Consider the following 16,773-nt stretch of genomic DNA (forward strand, 5'->3'; position numbering starts at 1 on the left):
AGCGCCGTCCAGTTCTTCGCCATAGAAATGGCGGATGCATTCGGCCAGGCTCGGCGCTTTGGGCTTGTCGCCATACCCTGCAGCAATCATTCGCTCGGTCGGGGGCAGGTTCACGATCGGTGAGGCGTTCATCATCGTGCAGGCCTGCCGCTCGGGCAGCTTCCAACCACGCCCAGCGCGCGCGAACATCGTGCCGACAATCTGCCGGTCAAACTTGATGTTGTGCGCTACGATCGTATCGGCAGCGCAGCACAGATCATACATCGCCCCGGCTGCGACCACTTCGCGGATACCGTATCGGCTCGCCTTCTCTGTCGTGATGCCGTGCACCCTGGCTGCGCCTTCAGGGATCACCCATCCGTCAGGCTTGATGATGACGCTCAACTGCGCCTGCTCTTCGCCTCGCTCATCCGTCAGGATGGCCGCAAGCTGAACGACATGCGGCTGGTCCTCGTGGTTGGTGGGGAGGCCATAGTTCGGCAGCCCCGTGGTTTCGGTGTCGAAGAAGAGGATACTCACGCTGCTGATCCTTCCAATTCGCGGGTTTCCTCGAGTACAACTCCATCGTCATCATGCTCGAGCGCGTCGAGCTTGGAAGGCGCTTCCGCCTCAACCCGGATCGTCGGCGCAGCGACATCCTGTGCATCGTTCTCGTCGTCCCGGCGCATAAGGTCCTCGGCCTCGGTATCCATCGGCAACCACTTGGAGAGACGACGAAACACTGTCTTGCGGGCCATCTCGTCCCACCACTGAACCCAAGGCCCGCTCTTGCCGGCGCGGCTGACTGCGCGAACCTTTTCGATCGCGGCTACATCCATGACCTCGAACTGCGGGTCACTGCCGTCTTTGAACTTGGCTACAGCATAGGCGCCGATTGCCTTTCCGCGATCGCCGGGAAAAAGCGGACGGTGCTCGATGCTCGCATCTATGCCCTGGTGCCAGATGAAGTGATCGTTCTCGTAGATGACATGTGCCTGAATGCTTGCGATCTCACCGCTGTTGCGGATGCGCTTCTGAATACCGGCCAGCATCGGCATATACTGGACCTGCTGCCCAAACATCACGAGCGCGGCTTCGCGCCCATCTGGGATCAGTCCGTCCGCCGCACACTTCAGGCACGATGCGAGCAAAGATTTGCGGTCGGCGTTCATCAACCCCTGATTTTGCTGCACAACGGTCATCACGACGCGCTGAAATTTCTCAGGCTTGATGTGCGACGGAAGCGCGTTGCGAAACTCGCCCGTCATGCTCGTAATCTGGGTACGCAGCTTCTCAGTGGGGGTTGCGAGGGCATTGCTCATGCGTTTGCTTCCTTGATCTCGTAGCGGCGCGCTTCCTTCCGGCCCGGGATCATTTCTCCCGGCAGGGCAGCGCGCGGCGCCTTTTCTGGTGTGACTACGGTGCTGATGAAAAAGCCTTGGCTCCTGGCCTTCTTGGCCGTGCCCAGCTTCTCAATCAGGCGATTTTTGAAGCCCTGCTCTTCGCGTTCGATCTCCTTGCGCTTGGCCGCTGCGTGGAGCAGGCCTGAGCAGATCTCCGGCAGTTCGTTGTCGCCTTCCATGTCCGCAATCTCGTCGCGAACGGGCGAATTCATGGCGCGAAGGATCGCTCCCGTCTGGGTCGAATTATCGACCGGCGGCTCATTGCCCTCATCTATCGATTTCCAGAATGCTGCGACCTTTTGCCGGATTTTGGCAATCAGCTTGGTACGCGCCTCATAGCGGTAGATGCGCAGGTCATTCCCGCCGATCAACTCCCCGACCGCACCCCAGGTAAATCCCGAGCAGGCAAGCTGGTGCTGAAGCTGCAACAGGATATGCAGCGGCGGCTCACCATCGACCCATGACTGCTTATGCACTCGGTAATCGACGTTCTTGATCTCAAGAGCGCCCGGTGTGGATCGCCCTTCTTCGCCGCCCTCAATGACAAAATCGAGCGTAGCACCCAGCCCGCGACACGACAGATCGGTGAAATGGCCACCTTTGCGGATCTTCCAGCCTTCCTGTTCGGCGCAACCATACGCGATTGCCTCTTCCAGGCGGGTGCCCCAGCGCGTGCGCGGATTATCGACTTCCGGAGCGGGTGCACGACCGGATTTGACGAGCCAGAGTCCATGCAGGCCCAGTGCGTAATCAGGCTGCGCGTCGAACAGGGCTGCGATCTCGGAGCCTCCGACATGCCTTGCGCGCAGGGCGTGCCATTCCTCGCCGGTGATTGTGAGGACTTCGCTCACGCCCCCTCTCCCTTCGCCTTGGCGAGCACGCTAACGGCGCGCGTCAGGAGATCGCGATCCTCCGGGGACATCGTGAAGATGTCATGCCCGAAGCGTTCGACCATCGCATCCAGAACCTCGGCCAGTTCCGGCGAGGCGGCGATCAGGCGGGCATCTTCTGGCGTAGCCTCCATTCCGTATCCGTCATACGGAACTATCGGTGTGGTGTCAGACGGGCCGTCAATCGTGAAAAGCCACTCTTTTGCTTGTTCGGATTGTGGGTAAACCATATTGACCACCCAAGGCCCCGGCGTCCATTTCCCGCTCATGAGCGTTCCCCCCACAATTCAGAAATCATCCGTCGATCGGCCTCAGTCCGCTGAGCCTCCCACTGCTGGATGAGGCTCTTGCGGAGCGGGGTCGCATCGAGCCCCCAGGCTTCGTTGCGTAGGTGCTTGAGGACTGCATTCGCCCTGGCGAGGTCGTGCTGCGCGGGCGTCATTGTGCGGCCTCCTGCACAACCGGCACACTTGCCGTTACCCCGAAGCTCTCCACTGACCAGCGCAACGACTTGGCCGCAGATCGGTCTCCGTACGCTTGGCGTATCAGGGTATCGGCTGCGTCTTTGTCAGTATCCTGCAATGCCTCTGCGGCTTTGATGTGCAGCTCGGCGGAGGCCATGAGCCTGTCATGCACGTCCATCAGGAACGGCGCGTAAATCCCGTTGCCCATCACCCTGCCCTCTGCTCGAGAACGGCACGGTTCGGCAGCGCCTCACCAAGGCGACAGAACAGGCAATCGAGCTCGTCCGTATCGAACGCGCCCCGGTCATTCACGCGGGACAGCTTGGCGTTCACCTGCTGCTCTGTACGCGTGATCAGTTCGCGGATCTCGTCTGCGATCTCTGCGTCCTGGCTGACCGCCGCCTGATAGTTGCTCATCGCATTGGCGCGATGATACGGGCTGCGGATATCGCTGCTCCGGAACTGCATTCCGTCTGGATATGCCATCTTCTCTCTCCATCACTGGAAACACTGGCCGGAAACCCGGCTTGTTCGGCCCCGGCGTACCGGGGTCGCGTCAAGCGGGGTCAGAGACAGCGGTTCAGGTGCTCGATGATCTCGGCGACTGTGAACGAGGCAATCTCTTCGTCCTCGCTCACGAGGTCTTCCAGGTAGGAACAGGTGTGCTTTGCGCGATCGACCGATACGCTCTCGTATTCGTCGCGGGATGCCTCTTCGAATGCGTCATTGAAGGCGTCGGCTTTATCGTTGGCCATCATTTCGCCCCCTGCGCTTCGGCGATCAGGGCATCGTTTGGCGCAGCGAAGCGCGGGCGAAAATGGCCGGTTAGCTTTCCCGTTTCGCGGTCGAGATGCTTCCTGATCCCAGCAATGTCATGGAGAAGATCATAGCCATCCGCTGCAGCCATGTCTGAAAGCCGAAGTGGCGTTCCGTTCGCATGGGTGGCAGCGATATCCATAATGATATCTAGAGGATCAGGGGAATTTTCCCCTGTTCCAAATTCGAGGATCAGGTCAATCGCCTTACCCGCGATGACGTTGATCGTCGTCTGATCTGCGAATGATATATCGAAGCTTACGGTTGCCATCTGGCTTCCCCATCGGTGGTGATGGGGTCAATGCGCGTCGTTTCCGCACGTTGGTCAAGCGTTTTTTCCGCACATCGCGCACAAAAAGAAACCCGGCTGGGCCGGGCTTCGGGAGTGTAGCTAAGCAGCTACCGGCAATTCCGCCAAGCGCACAATGCGGTCGAGGGCCGCTTCTTCATCTTGTCGGTATACAATAAGCCCTTCGATCCTGTTTAGCGCCCTCGCCACCTTGCGATTTGCAAAGCTGAGTCCATCGCCTGTGTCGCTGACGGCAGCTATCTTAGCAGCCCGCTCTCCGCGTATCCTCATTTCTTGAGCCAGTAGGGTCGCCTCGTTCAACCGCTCGACCGTTTGAGCCAGGAACATGGCGACAGGAATGCCTCCATTATAAGGCTCAAGAAGGATATCCGCCGGGAAATCCATGAGGCTATCGTTAATCGTAGCATTTCGCCTGAGCCTCGCACGGCTCGAGACACGCGCATCAAGGGCGTTGTAAAAGTCCTCGGCGAAGGTGCTCTTGACCCGCTCTTTGCTCCAGAAAGCAACATCTTGCGCCCTGACGAGGGCAGAGAGGAAGCGTGTGATCTCGAGCGGTGAAGGTTCGCTGTCGAGGTCGGGGGTTCTTATTGTCATGGTGCTGTGATCGACGAAGGCATTCCCGGTCGCTAGTACACTCGCCAAGAATTTGGCTCGAGTTCCCCCCAAGGTATCGATGCCAACCGACTCTAGGTCACTGAGGAATGATCCGTCATCAGTGAGATAAGGATTTTCGCGATCCCGAATGAGGTAGCCGGAGACTCTATCGCCGTTCAGGTCTTCAAACAGGCCGCTAAAAGCCAAGCCCGCAGGCACTTCATGGACAGAGAGTTCGGAGCAAAATGCTCGGCATAGCTCCTTCTTGAGGTACTCAGCATTCATACCTCTAGCTCTCCCTGCGATGTGTTACGCGGCGAGATTCTATAGATCTTGCAGGCGGTATTCCAGAACAATGATAATGTCTCGCCTTGAACGGTTCTCCTCCCCCCACGATTGGGGACCTTAAAAAGTTTTTGACCGGTTGGCGCCGACCTTATGGAGTCAGTTCCTGCCTCTGGGATCTCATCCCCGCACGCAGAGTGGATGTGCAACCCAGGATGACTGCCATGGTCTTCAAGTCTACTCATAAGCGTTAGACCCCCTGCAACTTCCATTAGAAGCCATGCCTGATAGTTTCCGACGCGCATGTTCACCCGACATAGAAGGACGTAATCGTTCCCAGTGCTCGCGCAACGCAGGGCACGCCATGTCCAATCAACGCTGGGCAACCTCATTGACCGAGTAAATGGCGTGTAACGGGACGGGGCGGGGTCAATTGACCATGACTGAGCGGCATCGGTATAAAACTTGGGTTCGCCGATTAGCCTCCGCACCCGACCTAATACCTCCATAGCAAAAGCTCCCCATTCATCCTCATATCCTCACCAAACCGCAATGTTCCCGCGCTTGAAATGTTCTCGCGTCACTTCCACAGCCATTTTCCGACCACGCGACCATTGATGTGAATATCAGCAAGATCCACCTCGTCGCTTGGATATGTCGGATTCACGCTGATGATACGCACGCGCTCTGGGGCTGAGTTGGGGACCAGTTGAAGCTGCTTGATCACTACGCCATGCCCATTCCATAGAACATAGACTCCATCATGACTGAGTTGCCGGTGACGGGTATCGACCAGAACTCGTTCGCTGGGGAGGAAATCAGGTTCCATCGAGTTGCCGATCACCCTGACCACTGCCAACCCGGACGTATCCGGAAGATAGTTTTCGAGAAACCCTTTTGGCATTGCCCACGATGCCACAGGGGCATGCCCTTCACCGTCTCCTGCGCTCTCGTCGATTAACGCGCCGGCTCCGGCCTGCGGAGAGATGTCGTATTCATTGACGACTACAGTGCCTTGCATTGCGTGCGTGACGGCCTCTACCCGTTTGGCGCGCTCGATGCCTTCGCGAATTCCCATCTCGCCTGGGAAAACACCAGCAAGTTCCCATACCTCTCGTAGTTCGATAGGCGGTTCACCTCTATCTACAAGCAAAGGCACGGCCTTCTCTACGAAGTCGATCGGAAGGAACGGCTTCTTATAGGTGTCCTCATAGGTTCGATAAGAGGACTGCTTCTCGCCGTATCCCATAGCATCGGCAAAAGCCCTTACAGTCCACCCAGCGCGGTTGCGGAGAGCTTTGAGCTTGAGGCGCGGTAGTTCGTCTGTCATGGGCGCATCGTGCGACAAAAACGCACAGCAGTCAGTGCGGAAATTCCGCTTGCTATATGTGCGGACATGGCGCACATTCCGCACATGACAATCGCTACCGATATCATAACTCGACTAGGTGGCACGCGCGCTGCGGCCAAACTGCTCGATAAGCCGCCCTCGACTGTCCAGTCATGGAAAGGTTCAGGGTTCATTCCTGCTCGCTATCAGGGAGAAATTCTCGAGAAGGCTCGACATGCCGGGATCGAAATAAACGCTGCGGATCTCGTAGGCGCTGACCGCACCCCTACGGAGGCCCGCCCATGAGCCTCCTGCACTTCCTCGAAATCATCATTCCCGCCTGCGCTGCCATTCGCCTGCTCGTCTGGGCGTCCGGCGTGACGCGGGCTGCAAGCTCGGAGGAACGCCCATGAGCATGATCACCCGCATCATTGCCCTGCACTGCACCTGCAAGATCCGCGACGTGACCCGCGAAGGACTATCACGAACCCTGGAATGTGCTTCCGCCTTGGATGAGTGGTTAACGGGTCATCCATCCCTTGGGATTGGCTGGTTGTGCGTCCCCAAGCGGTTCGCCAGGTCCTTTTTTCTTCGGGCCGTCTACGAGGTCTCTCGTATGCCGAAAAAGCTCGGACAGGTAAGCCCGGTCACATCCACTAAAATGGCTAGACGCATGTTTTCCCTCAACCGAGGCGATCGTCGTCATAAGGCGCCAGATCAGAGCCTCTCTCGTGTTCGGCAGTTCACTCATATGGCCTCATCTTCTGGTTGTGCAGATGGTGAAAGCGTGGGGGAGCTTCCGACTCCCTCGCACACTGATGATGCTCTTCTGCTTAACTACGCAGCAAACGTGTCGGTGTTCCGCGACACAAAGGAAGGGGAACGCCCATGAGCGCCCCAGCCGCCAAGCCACCCTTCTCTCTGACCGGCACCGTCTCCGCGCTCGACCTGCAGAGCATTGCAAGCCGCCTCGAACGCAAGGGAGGCCAGAAATGAGCGATACGAAGCCCTGCGCCTATTGCGGCGCCCTCATCATGCGCGAGGATCACATCACGAAATGGAGTTGGCAGAAGCGCCGGTTCTGTCGTGCGTTCTGCGCGGCGCAGGAAACCTCCGGCGATCGTATGGTCACGAAGGATGAGGCTGAGCGCTTCCTCGTTCTGGTGAACAAGGGCGCGTCTCAGACTGCGGCGGCCAAAGAGATCGGGCGGAAACAGTCGAGCCTCCTGAATGCGGCCATCAAGCATGGACTGCTCAACGCACGCATTCCTGCCGCCAACGACCCGTGCAGCACGTCTCCGGAGGAGATGCTTGCGCTTTTCCGGAATGGGCTGTCGTACAGCGAGATTGCTGCGCGCTGCGGCATTTCGGTCAAGGCCGTCTCTGCGAAGGTCAATCGGGCGAAGAAGCGCGAGGTTCCGGCGCCTGGGCAGCCGCGGCTCCCTGTAGAGGTCCCTGCCTCCACCCTCAACACAAGGGGGCCAGAGTCAGCCGGGTCTGATGTAAGCTGGGGCGCGCTCGGGCTTGGAATTCCCTATTTCGAAGCCCTGAAACTGACGCAGAACATGCGCGCCCTCTGACCCCATCAAATGACAACCACGACCCCCACCGCAGCCGCAAACTGCTCAACAAGACGTTGGCGCGTCTGGCCCGTAGCGTGCGGGTGCAGCACCGACCAGAGCCGGGCGGCGCGCAGAATGTCGAGAGCGATCACGGGCGTATCCAACCGCTGCGTGAACCTTCTCGCATCTGCCTCAACCAGTGGCTTGTCGTGCTCGTGGGTGGTGGTGTCGTCGTCCAATTCTGAACTCCCTCAAACTGCTCGTGACAAGGCAGATGATGGAGGAAAAACATGTGCAAGGTTGGGGCATTTCGCTGCCCAAAAATGCCAACTGTTGACCCAAAGTTTCCGCGAATGATGGCTGCGACCATCCCCGTTCGCGATCGGCTGCTCGATGCGATCAAGCGCGAGTTCATGCCCTTTCGCTTTGCAGCAGAAATGCTCGCCCGGGCGTCGAAAAAGTCACCCAGGGCGGCTCGTAACTGGCTGTCAGATCGCAATGCTCCCGATGCGGAAGCACTGATCGAACTGATGGCCTCGTGTTCATCCATAGCCGACGAGGTGGAGCGCCTCGTTGCTGAGCGCCGTGCGGCGCGGGAGCAAGAATTATGCCTTGGTTCAAAATCAAGGTCGGTCGGTTTGGCATCGGTAGAGATGCAGGCCCTCCACCTTCATACCGACTGACGTTTCTGCGGATCGTCTGGAAAGACTGGGATGCCTTTGAGGCTTGGGCGCTGGCTGAGGTCGATCGCTACAAGCGGGCGCTCGAGGCTGCGCGGAAGGAGCTTCAGAAATGACCCAGCCGCTCCCGTTCGCAAACCTGCGAAATTACTTGGCCGATCAGATCGAAATGGAAGGAAGCCTTTCGCGCTGGGCTGACCGGCACGGCTTCCACAAATCGACCGTCTCCGAAGTCCTGAGCCAGAAGCGTGAAATGCCAGACACCATGGCGAACGCGCTTGGCTTTGCTGTCCAGAAAATTGCCATTCCGATGCGAGGCCAGAATGTCTGAGTTCCCGAACGATCACAATTCACGCGCCCAAGAAGGCGGGGTCGCTGCGGATCGTCTGCGCTCCATTATCGAGCGGCATATCCGGCTTGAGGAAGAGGTTAAGGCCCTGCGCGGCGACCAGAAGGACATCATGTCCGAGGCCAAGAGCGCTGGTTACTGCCCCAAGACGATCAAGCAGGTCATTCGCATCATGAATGCGGATCCTAAGGACGTGCAGGAAGCAGAGCATCTGCTCGACACATATCGGAGGGCATTGGGATGCTAGATTTCCTCTTCCCCCGTCTCCGCCGCCTGGAAGCCGAGAACGAGCGCCTGCGCGTCCTGCTCTGGGAGGCCAAGGCTGAACCTGCCCGCACACTGGCCCTGATGGCCGCCAAGGATAAGGAAATCGCCACCCTCAAAGCGGAGAACCGCGTCCTGAAACGGGAGCGGGACCGGGCTGGGAGGTTTGCGCCATGCGAGAAATAACCTTCACCCTCCCCGCGCCCTTCCCGCTGCTCAATCACAGCATTGGGCAGAGCCGTTTTACGCTTACTGGAATGCGCCGGAAGATGGCCCGGTCTGTCGCTATGGCGTCAGCGGGTCTGCGGCCTCCTGAGCCGTTCAGCAAGGCGCATGTCGTGATTGAGCGATACTCCGTGGGTTCGCCGGATAATGACGGCCTCCAAGGCGGTGCAAAGTTCCTGATCGACAGCCTGACGACGCCGCGCCGGCTCAACGTCCGCACTGAGGGCGCTCGTCCGCGCACGAAGAACAAGCGCGGCCTGGGCTTCATCATCGACGACGCGCCGCAGTACGCCGAAATCGAGGTCATCGGCATCAAGTGCAAGCGCGCCGAACAGCGCACGGTCGTGACCATTCGCGAGGTGGTGGGATGAGCATACGCGCCGTCAAATGGGCGTGGTCACTGGGCGTCCCGTCCACGGTCAAACTCGTTCTCGTCGCGCTGGCTGACCATGCGGACGAAGACGGCGATTGCTGGCCTGCGCAGTCTCGTATTGCCGAGATGACCGGTCTGACCGACCGCACCGTTCGCTATGTCATGCACGGATTGCGCGCTTCGGGACTGATCAAAACAGACGGTGGCAAAGGCCGCCGCGGACAAATTTCCCTATCGTTGGATGTGACCGAAATGACGCCAGAGATGACGAAAATCGTCGCGTCGGAATGCGCCTCAACAAGCAAAAAACGGGCCATTTCTGACGGAGCAAATCGGAACGAGATTCCTAAAAATCGGAACGAGATTCCTAACTTCGACCGGAACGAGATTCCTAAAGATAGGAATTTGGTTCCACTCAACCGGAACGAGATTCCTAACCACAGAACCATCAAGAACCATCAAGAACCATCATTACCCCCTAAGCCCCCATCCGATGCTCCGGTGGTCCGCGTGGTGAAGGATGAGAGGGACATGACCTTCCGATCGGCGGGCGGGTCCGAGACGATCCGCATCCCCGACTTCGTGCCTCTGGACGCATGGACCGGATACCTTGAGATGCGCGACCGGAAGAAGGCGCCCCGAACGGCCTATGCCCTGCGGAAGATTATCAACGAACTCGAGCGGTTCCACGTCGCAGGGCATGACATTCGCGGCATCCTCGACACTTCGACCATGAACGGTTGGAAGGGCGTATTCGGGCCGAAGGGGCAGGTAGCAGCGCGACCGGCGTTTGCGAAGCCGAGAGACCCACTGTCGCAGCAAGCCGAGCGGATGCGCGAGAAAATGGCGGGGTGGCGCTCATGACCGATCTGGCAACCTATGCCGGGCAGCGCGTCCCGGCCCTGAGCCATGCGCTCGAGACGGCAATCAGCGGCACGAACGTTTCGTTCTTCGGGCAGCGTGAGACGGCAAGCGAGAGAGAGGCCAGACTGAACGGCGGCGAGCCCGCTCCCGGTATGGTCATTGCGGCTGGCCCTCGAGTGCCGCCGTCCGGTGCGGTGATTGCTGAAGCACGGCGCATTCTTCCCGACCTCGAGCGTGCTCTCGACCCTCTGCCGGCCGATCGGCTGCGCGCTGAGATCGATCGGTTCCTCGACATCCTCAATGCTTCTGTCGCCCGGCCGCAGGAAATGGACGCGCTGGACATGCGCAAGGCCGCACTCGAGGTCGCACTCGAGGGAACGCCCGCCATTGTCTGGACGCCCGCCACGCTGCGAATGGCCCAACGCCGGTTTAAGTTCTTCCCCTCGGTCGCTGAGCTTGCGGAGTTGCTGGACGAGGTGGCTGCGCCTCTGTGCGACAAGGTGGCGCATGTCCGCATCGTGTCGCGTCAGGAGGCTCGAGAGCCGGAACGCCCTCGCCCGACCGATGCCGAGCGCGAGGCCGTGGCTGCGATGATGGCGGCTCGCCGGGCCGAGGTAGCCAAACGCGAAGCCCACGAAGCGAAGATCCGCAAACATGGCACCTACACACCACCCGGCGCTGAGGGTCTGACCGGCTGGGCCCTGCTCGATGCGCTGAAAGCCGATCTGCCGAACCTCGACGGGGATTTGCTGGCCGTGACGCAAGAGCGGGTCGAGGAAATGCAGCGCCGGTTCGAGGCGGCTGAACGGTTCATGACGTGCGAGGTGCAGGCATGAAAAACCCAGCAAATCCGGGCGATTTCAGTACAAACGGGACTCGGGGTGTGGTAGGATCGGGCATGAGCGAAACGACGAATTCCGCTGACTGGCCGATTGGGGTTTCCGTCTCCATCACGCAGACTTGCGGCAAACCGGCGACGGAATTCGAGATGCTGACTTACGCCTGGTACACGCTAGGAGCCAAAATGCGGGCCGCTGAGGGCTGTGTGGGGGATTTTACACCCACTCGGAGCGGAAACGTCGGAACGGCCAGTGAGGCGCATACGTCGAGGATTGTCCAAGGGTGCGGATGTGATCGGTGCCAGTCCTCCCGTCCGGGGTTCCCGGGACCATCAAAACCAGGCTGGCGCTATGGCTGCGAACGGTGCGGCAACAAGCGATGTCCCCACCATGAGTGGCATGGCTTTGAATGCACGGGCAGTAATGAGCCGGGGCAGATCGGGGATGAGCGTAGCGCAAATTGTGAGACGATAAACTCACCGGCTGAAATTGGTACGGGCTGTACGGGGCGCAGATCAGGTTTCAAGCTCTTGCGCCAAAGCATTCATCGTTCTGGTTGAAGCGCCAGACCGAAGTCGGTAGCTCACCCGCATCTTGGGTCACATAACACCAGGTTCCCGTGACTGACGGTTCATCATCATCCAAGGTCAAAGCGCTTCCGCACCATGTCCGCGCAAGAATGAGCGATTGATAGAGCTGCAAGGCCTCCGCAACGGCGTTTAAGGCTTTCAACTCTGCGATCCGGCTCTCGAACTCATCCATGCATCGAGGCTAACGCAAGTACGGTTAATGATCCGTTATGCGAGTGTTAAGTAAATTCGAGCGTAGAGAGATGTTGCGGGGAGGCGCTACTTGTCTCCTCTGGCGCTTGCGCAAAAACGATTCCTTAACCTTTTCGACATCACCTACGGAGTTTAATTCAGCGAGACCTATCATGTCTAGATACAATATTATTGCACTGTCGTTATTATTATCAATCCTTGCAGGTTGTCACAAACAAGACCGGAATATCGCGCAAGTATCTCTACATGAGGCCCATTGTCATGTCGTCGCCCTTGAAAGCTATTGCGAGGAGAACGGCGGCGGTAGGCGATTTGAAATCGCCGACATTCCCGAAGAATTCAGAGACCGGTTCATAACCGCATGTAGCGGTAACTTGCATTGCGACGTAGTCTTGAGCGTACCGCGACTAGAGGCTCGAGACCGCAAGCTCTGCAAGATCGTAGACATTTCTTGGTCCGATGCTCGGGGGGGATCACCATATGAGCATATCTATGGCAAGTGGTTAGCCGCGATACACGTCCCGCAATGGGGAGGCACGAACAAGAAAGTTTGATGAATTGTTATCGAATCGTAATCATGCTCTTTCGCAAAGTTACAATTCGATGTAAGCGCCCACCCATGACGATATCGAAATCAATTTTCGCCGCCACTGCGTGCGCGTGGGTAGCATTTTTCGTGCTGCAATTCCTCGATCTACAAGGAACATGCGCCCTGCAGGATCACGCTCAGTTGGTTGCAGACATCATGGCTGTGTTGTGCATCTTCGTGCTGCTCGGCAAACTCGTCAGGATGCATAAATCGCGGTCAGCTCACTGATTTCCCAACAACTGACGGCTGTAATTTCCTGTGTACCTAGAGGGCGGGGTTGGCGATAATCGGGGTATGGCCATATCCCCCGAAATCGCAGCAACGATCTCCGAAATGTCCAAGCCCAAGCTGGACGAAAGGACGTTCATCGCTCGGTCTGTAGAGCCGCTTGGACCGACACCCGAACGCGAGGCAAAGGCGGACTATTTCGGCGCTTGTGGCAGTCGGAAAATTTAACCACTCCTACGCGATTTCATCCGCAAGAGTGGCGTCGGCTCAACTACTGCACAGGGATTGCCCGTTCCACCTTCGTGGATCTTACCAAGTTTTTGTGTTCGCAAACCATAGTAGGGGTCCCCGTTGATACAGCGCCTGATTCAGACTTTTTATCGGGAAAGAGCAATTCGCTACATTCATGGAATCCAGCAAGAGGCGCAATTATCGCGACGGCGATGGCAAGTAATTGCCGGACTTTGTTGACTGAGGCGGCGAGATACCTCTCGCCACAACTTGGCGTCCTGTCCCTTTCCTCCAGCGACATAAATGGTCTGTTGTGCAACCCTTCGAGTATGCGTTTCAGATAATGTTTCCATGTGGGATGATTCTCCTTCTCCTTCTCCTTCTCCTTCTCCTTCTCCTTCTCCTTCGTGGCAGGCGTGCGCACAGGTTCACCATCGTATGCCAAATTATTATGGAAAACGCAGCTTGAGGTAATTAGTGTAAGAAATAATATTACTATGGTAATGTATATGCAATTTGAAATCCCGTATTCTATCCAGTATTTTTCTATAAAATTTTTGTAGATTAGACATAAAATATAAAAACTATACGCCACCTGTATAAGTACGCGTACAGCCCTCCCAAACTTCATAGAACTTTCGTTTACTTCTAAAAGCTCTCTCATGCCATCGTACCACGCATACAGAGCCGCCGCTGCAATTATAGTTCTGTAGTAATCCATACATAGTCTCCATACCATTGTACTGCTTGATATCACTCAAAAGCAGACCCCAATTTATCCCGTCGCGACTTATTTGATCGCTGGAACCGACCGAAATGATGATACACAAAATATAATAAGGCCCATCACAATTGCCTCCATTTTCTCTGTACCAACTCAGCCTATTTTGATATATTTTAATCATGACGACAGCCCCGAAAATCCACGAAACTGTTGCTCAAATGGCGAGACCGAAAGCGGCCAAGCGCCCGTCGGCTCCGAGACTCGAAACGGGGCTCGTCGCAACGATGGAGCGCGTGGGCAAGGACGATTACCAAGGCCCTATCGGCAAGCGCTCGCGATGCAACCACCTCCTGACCCTGCGTAAGGCCGGCGAGCTCGATGCTGAGGCCGAAACCTTGGCTGAGCGCTGGTTGAGCGATTACCAATTTGGCGTTTATGGCTACACCGACGCCATGCACAATCCGCTGCCGAGCGATTACATTCGCGGCGATGCCATTACTTTCGCCACGTCACGCGGCATCGCCAGTGAACGGGTGGGTTTGGTGCGCGACAACCTGGGGGATGATGCGCACGATATGCTCGTCCGGCTCCTTTCTCTCGACCAGTCTTTCGCCTCGATTGCGCGTGAGAAGTTTCCTGCACGTAGCAAAACGAGCGCCGAGAAGGCCATCCGGGAACGCGCTGTCGTGCTGCTGCAAATTCTGCCAAGCGCCTACAAATCAGCCTGTCGCCTTCAGAAGCAGCGCAAGGAACAGGCGCGCAGATAACGCTGTACAATGGCCATGCAGACGGATAATATCGGATAAATCCCTAAATCTGCGCGGTTCACAATGCTCCCACAATCAACGCGATTGTCGGTGGGCGATATTGTGCAGTTCGGCGCGGTTCGGTTTTTCTTGGTTGGGCTGGGCTCTAATACCGCTGTTCTCTGCGAAATCGTTGGGTCTTCGGCGCCCCATCATAGGGCCGATATCCCCCTGTCCTGGCCTGAGACTTTGCGGATGGGGGTCGCTACGCGCAGTCATATCAGATGCGCGCCACGGCTTTTTCGGAATGCCAGGCGACTTATGAAAATCGGCGCTGGTGATGTAGCTGTTTGGGCACGTGTCAGGGCAGCCGTTCGGATTGAGCTCGACGTGCAGAGACGCGAGGACGAGTGGCTTTTTGCTCGGCGTCTTTGTGGCTGAATTCCCATAAACATAATTGCCTGGAGGTCGCATGGCTGGGCGCAAACGTCCGGCAAAGAGCCGGGCCACCACAAAAACCACAAAGCCAAAGCGCGATGCGCGAGATGTCTTTCTCGACCATCTGCGCAAAACGTCGAATATCTCGGAAGCGGCGCGCGTTGCCGTTCTGGATCGAACAACCGTTTACAGATGGCGCTCGGAAGATCCTGGCTTCGCTGCCGCCTGGGACGACGCAGTTGACGAGGCGACAGACGCTTTAGAGGCGGAAGCCAGACGCCGCGCAGTTGATGGGCACGAAGAATATGTGGTCTCAATGGGCCAGATCGTCCTCGACCCCAATACCGGCGAGCCCTTGAAGCAAAAGCGTTTCAGCGACTCACTGACCGCCTTGCTGCTGCGCGCGCACCGCCCCGAAAAATACCGAGAGCGGCATGACGTGAAGCAGTCGGGATCGGTCGCAATCACCATCACACCGGACGACAGCGCGCTTTGAGGCATGGTCGCAACGCTCAATCCTGCGCAGGCTGAGGCCAACCGGCTCTTGGGCTCGCCTGCAACGCACATCCTGCTGCGTGGCGGGTCGCGTTCGGGAAAGACGTTCCTGCTAGTCCGGGCAATCGTTATCCGCGCCGTTATGGCCCCGGGTTCGCGGCACGGGATTTTCCGACACCGGTTCAACGCTCTCAAACACACGATCATCGGCGATACCTTTCCGAAGGTCATGCGCCTCTGCTTTCCCGATCTGCCATACACGCTGAACAGAACTGACTGGTTCGTGAGCCTGCCGAACGGCTCCGAGATCCTGTTCCACGGTCTCGATAGCTCGGACAGGACCGAGAAGATCCTGGGTCTGGAATTCGCCACGGTCTACCTGAACGAGGCGAGTCAGATCAGCTATGGCGCTCGCAACATGCTCCTGACGCGTCTGGCGCAGAAGACGAAGCTGGTCGCCAAGGAATATATCGACGCCAACCCGCCAACGACCTCGCATTGGCTCTACAGCCTGTTCGAGCGTCGGATAGAGCCGAAAGGCGGTGAGCCCCTGCCCGATCCGGCGTCTTATGCGACGATGCAGATTAACCCGGACGCGAACCGGGACAATCTCTCGCCTGAGTATCTCGCCCAGCTGGAGGCATTGCCGGAGAAGGAGCGCCAACGCTTCCTATTCGGGAATTATCAGACGGCGATTGACGGCGCGCTCTGGACGCTGGATCGGATCAAGCGGGCCCCTGCGGTCACTGATGCCGATCGTGCTGCCATCCTTGCGGATATGCGTCGCATCGTCGTAGCGGTCGATCCCTCCGGCTGTTCGGGTCAGGAAGATTATCGTTCGGACGAAATCGGCATCTCTGTTTGCGGCATTGATCGTGAGGGTTGCGGCCATGTGCTGGCTGACCTGACCTGCCGCGCTGGGCCTGCAGGCTGGGCAAAGGTTGCGCTTGATGCGCTCGATCTTTGGAAAGCCGACCGGATCATCGCCGAACGCAATTTTGGCGGCGCGATGGTCGAGCAGACAATACGATCACTTAGGGCAACCGCGCCGATCAAGATGGTGACGGCTTCTCGCGGCAAATACGCCCGCGCTGAACCGATTGCCGCACTCTACGAGCAAGGCAAGGTCACACATCACGGGCGATTTCCCGATCTCGAGGATCAGATGTGCCAATTCTCGGCCTCTGGTTTCCAAGGCGCTCGCTCGCCTGACCGGGCGGATGCGCTGGTCTGGGCACTGACGGAACTGATGCTCGAAAAACAGAGCGGCCCCGCCGCCTGGGCGCCCGCACCACCTATCTTTGGACGATAAG

General features: G+C 57.8%; 26 protein-coding genes. 13 read left to right on the forward strand and 13 right to left on the reverse strand.

Features of this window, described 5'->3' with window-relative positions:
* The 10 genes from C0V97_RS03520 to C0V97_RS03565 form a co-directional block, all read right to left on the reverse strand.
* On the reverse strand, positions 1–519 hold a 519-nt coding region (locus C0V97_RS03520; RefSeq protein ID WP_233581952.1), incomplete at its 3' end, for a 3'-5' exonuclease.
* On the reverse strand, positions 516–1,247 hold the full coding sequence (locus tag C0V97_RS03525) for a recombinase RecT (protein WP_158625323.1): 732 nt from the start codon (positions 1,245–1,247) through the stop codon (positions 516–518). The genes C0V97_RS03525 and C0V97_RS03520, both read right to left, overlap by 4 nt.
* A 50-nt stretch (positions 1,248–1,297) precedes the next feature.
* Positions 1,298–2,233, reverse strand: coding sequence for a YqaJ viral recombinase family protein (locus C0V97_RS03530; RefSeq protein ID WP_127100782.1), 936 nt, complete (start codon positions 2,231–2,233; stop codon positions 1,298–1,300).
* Complete coding sequence (locus C0V97_RS03535; protein WP_127100784.1) at positions 2,230–2,541, reverse strand: hypothetical protein; 312 nt, start codon at positions 2,539–2,541, stop codon at positions 2,230–2,232. The genes C0V97_RS03530 and C0V97_RS03535 overlap by 4 nt, the downstream gene beginning before the upstream one ends.
* Before the next feature lie 169 nt (positions 2,542–2,710).
* The gene (locus C0V97_RS03540) at positions 2,711–2,944 is read right to left on the reverse strand and encodes a hypothetical protein (RefSeq protein ID WP_127100786.1); all 234 of its coding nucleotides are present in this window, start codon (positions 2,942–2,944) and stop codon (positions 2,711–2,713) included.
* The gene (locus C0V97_RS03545) at positions 2,944–3,222 is read right to left on the reverse strand and encodes a hypothetical protein (protein WP_127100788.1); all 279 of its coding nucleotides are present in this window, start codon (positions 3,220–3,222) and stop codon (positions 2,944–2,946) included. Before C0V97_RS03545 ends, C0V97_RS03540 begins: the two co-directional genes overlap by 1 nt.
* A gap of 80 nt (positions 3,223–3,302) precedes the next feature.
* Complete coding sequence (locus C0V97_RS03550) at positions 3,303–3,494, reverse strand: hypothetical protein (protein ID WP_127100790.1); 192 nt, start codon at positions 3,492–3,494, stop codon at positions 3,303–3,305.
* Complete coding sequence (locus C0V97_RS03555) at positions 3,491–3,823, reverse strand: hypothetical protein (protein ID WP_127100792.1); 333 nt, start codon at positions 3,821–3,823, stop codon at positions 3,491–3,493. The genes C0V97_RS03550 and C0V97_RS03555 overlap by 4 nt, the downstream gene beginning before the upstream one ends.
* Before the next feature lie 120 nt (positions 3,824–3,943).
* Positions 3,944–4,741, reverse strand: a complete 798-nt coding sequence (locus C0V97_RS03560) for a DUF1828 domain-containing protein (RefSeq protein ID WP_127100794.1) — start codon at positions 4,739–4,741, stop codon at positions 3,944–3,946.
* A 580-nt stretch (positions 4,742–5,321) separates the two neighbouring features.
* Positions 5,322–6,071 carry a S24 family peptidase gene (locus C0V97_RS03565; RefSeq protein ID WP_127100796.1) on the reverse strand — a complete coding sequence of 250 codons (750 nt, stop codon included), beginning with the start codon at positions 6,069–6,071 and terminating at the stop codon, positions 5,322–5,324.
* Positions 6,072–6,155: 84 nt separating this feature from the next.
* Here C0V97_RS03565 and C0V97_RS18855 point away from each other — a divergent pair, with 84 nt between their 5' ends.
* The 3 genes from C0V97_RS18855 (at position 6,156) to C0V97_RS03570 (ending at position 7,651) form a co-directional block, all read left to right on the forward strand.
* Positions 6,156–6,377, forward strand: coding sequence for a carph-isopro domain-containing protein (locus tag C0V97_RS18855; protein WP_370264958.1), 222 nt, complete (start codon positions 6,156–6,158; stop codon positions 6,375–6,377).
* 103 nt (positions 6,378–6,480) lie between these two features.
* Positions 6,481–6,963, forward strand: coding sequence for a hypothetical protein (locus tag C0V97_RS18265; protein WP_158625324.1), 483 nt, complete (start codon positions 6,481–6,483; stop codon positions 6,961–6,963).
* A 100-nt stretch (positions 6,964–7,063) separates the two neighbouring features.
* Entirely contained in the window at positions 7,064–7,651 is a 588-nt protein-coding gene (locus C0V97_RS03570) for a sigma factor-like helix-turn-helix DNA-binding protein (protein ID WP_158625325.1), read from the forward strand.
* A gap of 5 nt (positions 7,652–7,656) precedes the next feature.
* Here the strand turns inward: C0V97_RS03570 and C0V97_RS03575 are convergent, their stop codons facing one another.
* The gene (locus C0V97_RS03575; protein ID WP_127100800.1) at positions 7,657–7,872 is read right to left on the reverse strand and encodes a hypothetical protein; all 216 of its coding nucleotides are present in this window, start codon (positions 7,870–7,872) and stop codon (positions 7,657–7,659) included.
* 114 nt (positions 7,873–7,986) lie between these two features.
* Between C0V97_RS03575 and C0V97_RS18270 the strand changes: the two genes are divergently transcribed.
* The 7 genes from C0V97_RS18270 to C0V97_RS03610 all read left to right on the forward strand — a co-directional run bounded on the left by C0V97_RS18270 (position 7,987) and on the right by C0V97_RS03610 (position 11,224).
* Positions 7,987–8,316, forward strand: coding sequence for a hypothetical protein (locus C0V97_RS18270; protein ID WP_158625326.1), 330 nt, complete (start codon positions 7,987–7,989; stop codon positions 8,314–8,316).
* A 109-nt stretch (positions 8,317–8,425) separates the two neighbouring features.
* On the forward strand, positions 8,426–8,644 hold the full coding sequence (locus C0V97_RS03585; protein WP_062164661.1) for a hypothetical protein: 219 nt from the start codon (positions 8,426–8,428) through the stop codon (positions 8,642–8,644).
* Positions 8,637–8,909 (forward strand): DUF2312 domain-containing protein, encoded by a 273-nt coding sequence (locus tag C0V97_RS03590; protein WP_062164662.1) that lies wholly within the window; start codon positions 8,637–8,639, stop codon positions 8,907–8,909. Before C0V97_RS03585 ends, C0V97_RS03590 begins: the two co-directional genes overlap by 8 nt.
* Positions 8,903–9,112 (forward strand): hypothetical protein, encoded by a 210-nt coding sequence (locus C0V97_RS03595; RefSeq protein ID WP_127100804.1) that lies wholly within the window; start codon positions 8,903–8,905, stop codon positions 9,110–9,112. The genes C0V97_RS03590 and C0V97_RS03595 overlap by 7 nt, the downstream gene beginning before the upstream one ends.
* 83 nt (positions 9,113–9,195) lie before the next feature.
* On the forward strand, positions 9,196–9,522 hold the full coding sequence (locus tag C0V97_RS03600; RefSeq protein ID WP_233581953.1) for a hypothetical protein: 327 nt from the start codon (positions 9,196–9,198) through the stop codon (positions 9,520–9,522).
* On the forward strand, positions 9,519–10,388 hold the full coding sequence (locus C0V97_RS03605) for a helix-turn-helix domain-containing protein (protein ID WP_127100808.1): 870 nt from the start codon (positions 9,519–9,521) through the stop codon (positions 10,386–10,388). Before C0V97_RS03600 ends, C0V97_RS03605 begins: the two co-directional genes overlap by 4 nt.
* On the forward strand, positions 10,385–11,224 hold the full coding sequence (locus C0V97_RS03610; protein ID WP_127100810.1) for a hypothetical protein: 840 nt from the start codon (positions 10,385–10,387) through the stop codon (positions 11,222–11,224). The genes C0V97_RS03605 and C0V97_RS03610 overlap by 4 nt, the downstream gene beginning before the upstream one ends.
* Before the next feature lie 525 nt (positions 11,225–11,749).
* On the opposite strand, the gene C0V97_RS03615 is transcribed toward C0V97_RS03610, so the two are convergent.
* Entirely contained in the window at positions 11,750–11,989 is a 240-nt protein-coding gene (locus C0V97_RS03615; RefSeq protein ID WP_127100812.1) for a hypothetical protein, read from the reverse strand.
* A gap of 1,108 nt (positions 11,990–13,097) precedes the next feature.
* The gene (locus C0V97_RS03620; protein ID WP_127100814.1) at positions 13,098–13,778 is read right to left on the reverse strand and encodes a hypothetical protein; all 681 of its coding nucleotides are present in this window, start codon (positions 13,776–13,778) and stop codon (positions 13,098–13,100) included.
* 296 nt (positions 13,779–14,074) lie between these two features.
* On the opposite strand from C0V97_RS03620, the gene C0V97_RS03625 reads away from it, so the two are divergent.
* From C0V97_RS03625 to C0V97_RS03635, 3 genes are all read left to right on the forward strand, one after another.
* The gene (locus tag C0V97_RS03625; protein ID WP_127100816.1) at positions 14,075–14,548 is read left to right on the forward strand and encodes a hypothetical protein; all 474 of its coding nucleotides are present in this window, start codon (positions 14,075–14,077) and stop codon (positions 14,546–14,548) included.
* Positions 14,549–14,999: 451 nt separating this feature from the next.
* Positions 15,000–15,461 carry a hypothetical protein gene (locus tag C0V97_RS03630; RefSeq protein ID WP_199751610.1) on the forward strand — a complete coding sequence of 154 codons (462 nt, stop codon included), beginning with the start codon at positions 15,000–15,002 and terminating at the stop codon, positions 15,459–15,461.
* 3 nt (positions 15,462–15,464) lie between these two features.
* Positions 15,465–16,772, forward strand: coding sequence for a phage terminase large subunit (locus C0V97_RS03635; RefSeq protein ID WP_127100818.1), 1,308 nt, complete (start codon positions 15,465–15,467; stop codon positions 16,770–16,772).
* Position 16,773: the final 1 nt, after the last annotated feature.

The sequence above is a fragment of the Asaia sp. W19 genome (assembly GCF_003994335.1).
Classification (GTDB): Bacteria; Pseudomonadota; Alphaproteobacteria; order Acetobacterales; family Acetobacteraceae; genus Asaia.

Bases quoted from the DNA above. Each gene is read 5' to 3' on its own strand.
- C0V97_RS03525 (WP_158625323.1), bottom strand. From the start codon at position 1,247: ATGACGGGCGAGTTTCGCAACGCGCTTCCGTCGCACATCAAGCCTGAG.
- C0V97_RS03535 (WP_127100784.1), bottom strand. From the start codon at position 2,541: ATGAGCGGGAAATGGACGCCGGGGCCTTGGGTGGTCAATATGGTTTAC.
- C0V97_RS03540 (WP_127100786.1), bottom strand. From the start codon at position 2,944: ATGGGCAACGGGATTTACGCGCCGTTCCTGATGGACGTGCATGACAGG.
- C0V97_RS03545 (WP_127100788.1), bottom strand. From the start codon at position 3,222: ATGGCATATCCAGACGGAATGCAGTTCCGGAGCAGCGATATCCGCAGC.
- C0V97_RS03550 (WP_127100790.1), bottom strand. From the start codon at position 3,494: ATGATGGCCAACGATAAAGCCGACGCCTTCAATGACGCATTCGAAGAG.
- C0V97_RS03555 (WP_127100792.1), bottom strand. From the start codon at position 3,823: ATGGCAACCGTAAGCTTCGATATATCATTCGCAGATCAGACGACGATC.
- C0V97_RS03560 (WP_127100794.1), bottom strand. From the start codon at position 4,741: ATGAATGCTGAGTACCTCAAGAAGGAGCTATGCCGAGCATTTTGCTCC.
- C0V97_RS03565 (WP_127100796.1), bottom strand. From the start codon at position 6,071: ATGACAGACGAACTACCGCGCCTCAAGCTCAAAGCTCTCCGCAACCGC.
- C0V97_RS18855 (WP_370264958.1), top strand. From the start codon at position 6,156: ATGACAATCGCTACCGATATCATAACTCGACTAGGTGGCACGCGCGCT.
- C0V97_RS18265 (WP_158625324.1), top strand. From the start codon at position 6,481: ATGAGCATGATCACCCGCATCATTGCCCTGCACTGCACCTGCAAGATC.
- C0V97_RS03570 (WP_158625325.1), top strand. From the start codon at position 7,064: ATGAGCGATACGAAGCCCTGCGCCTATTGCGGCGCCCTCATCATGCGC.
- C0V97_RS18270 (WP_158625326.1), top strand. From the start codon at position 7,987: ATGATGGCTGCGACCATCCCCGTTCGCGATCGGCTGCTCGATGCGATC.
- C0V97_RS03585 (WP_062164661.1), top strand. From the start codon at position 8,426: ATGACCCAGCCGCTCCCGTTCGCAAACCTGCGAAATTACTTGGCCGAT.
- C0V97_RS03590 (WP_062164662.1), top strand. From the start codon at position 8,637: ATGTCTGAGTTCCCGAACGATCACAATTCACGCGCCCAAGAAGGCGGG.
- C0V97_RS03595 (WP_127100804.1), top strand. From the start codon at position 8,903: ATGCTAGATTTCCTCTTCCCCCGTCTCCGCCGCCTGGAAGCCGAGAAC.
- C0V97_RS03600 (WP_233581953.1), top strand. From the start codon at position 9,196: ATGGCCCGGTCTGTCGCTATGGCGTCAGCGGGTCTGCGGCCTCCTGAG.
- C0V97_RS03605 (WP_127100808.1), top strand. From the start codon at position 9,519: ATGAGCATACGCGCCGTCAAATGGGCGTGGTCACTGGGCGTCCCGTCC.
- C0V97_RS03610 (WP_127100810.1), top strand. From the start codon at position 10,385: ATGACCGATCTGGCAACCTATGCCGGGCAGCGCGTCCCGGCCCTGAGC.
- C0V97_RS03615 (WP_127100812.1), bottom strand. From the start codon at position 11,989: ATGGATGAGTTCGAGAGCCGGATCGCAGAGTTGAAAGCCTTAAACGCC.
- C0V97_RS03620 (WP_127100814.1), bottom strand. From the start codon at position 13,778: ATGGATTACTACAGAACTATAATTGCAGCGGCGGCTCTGTATGCGTGG.
- C0V97_RS03630 (WP_199751610.1), top strand. From the start codon at position 15,000: ATGGCTGGGCGCAAACGTCCGGCAAAGAGCCGGGCCACCACAAAAACC.
- C0V97_RS03635 (WP_127100818.1), top strand. From the start codon at position 15,465: ATGGTCGCAACGCTCAATCCTGCGCAGGCTGAGGCCAACCGGCTCTTG.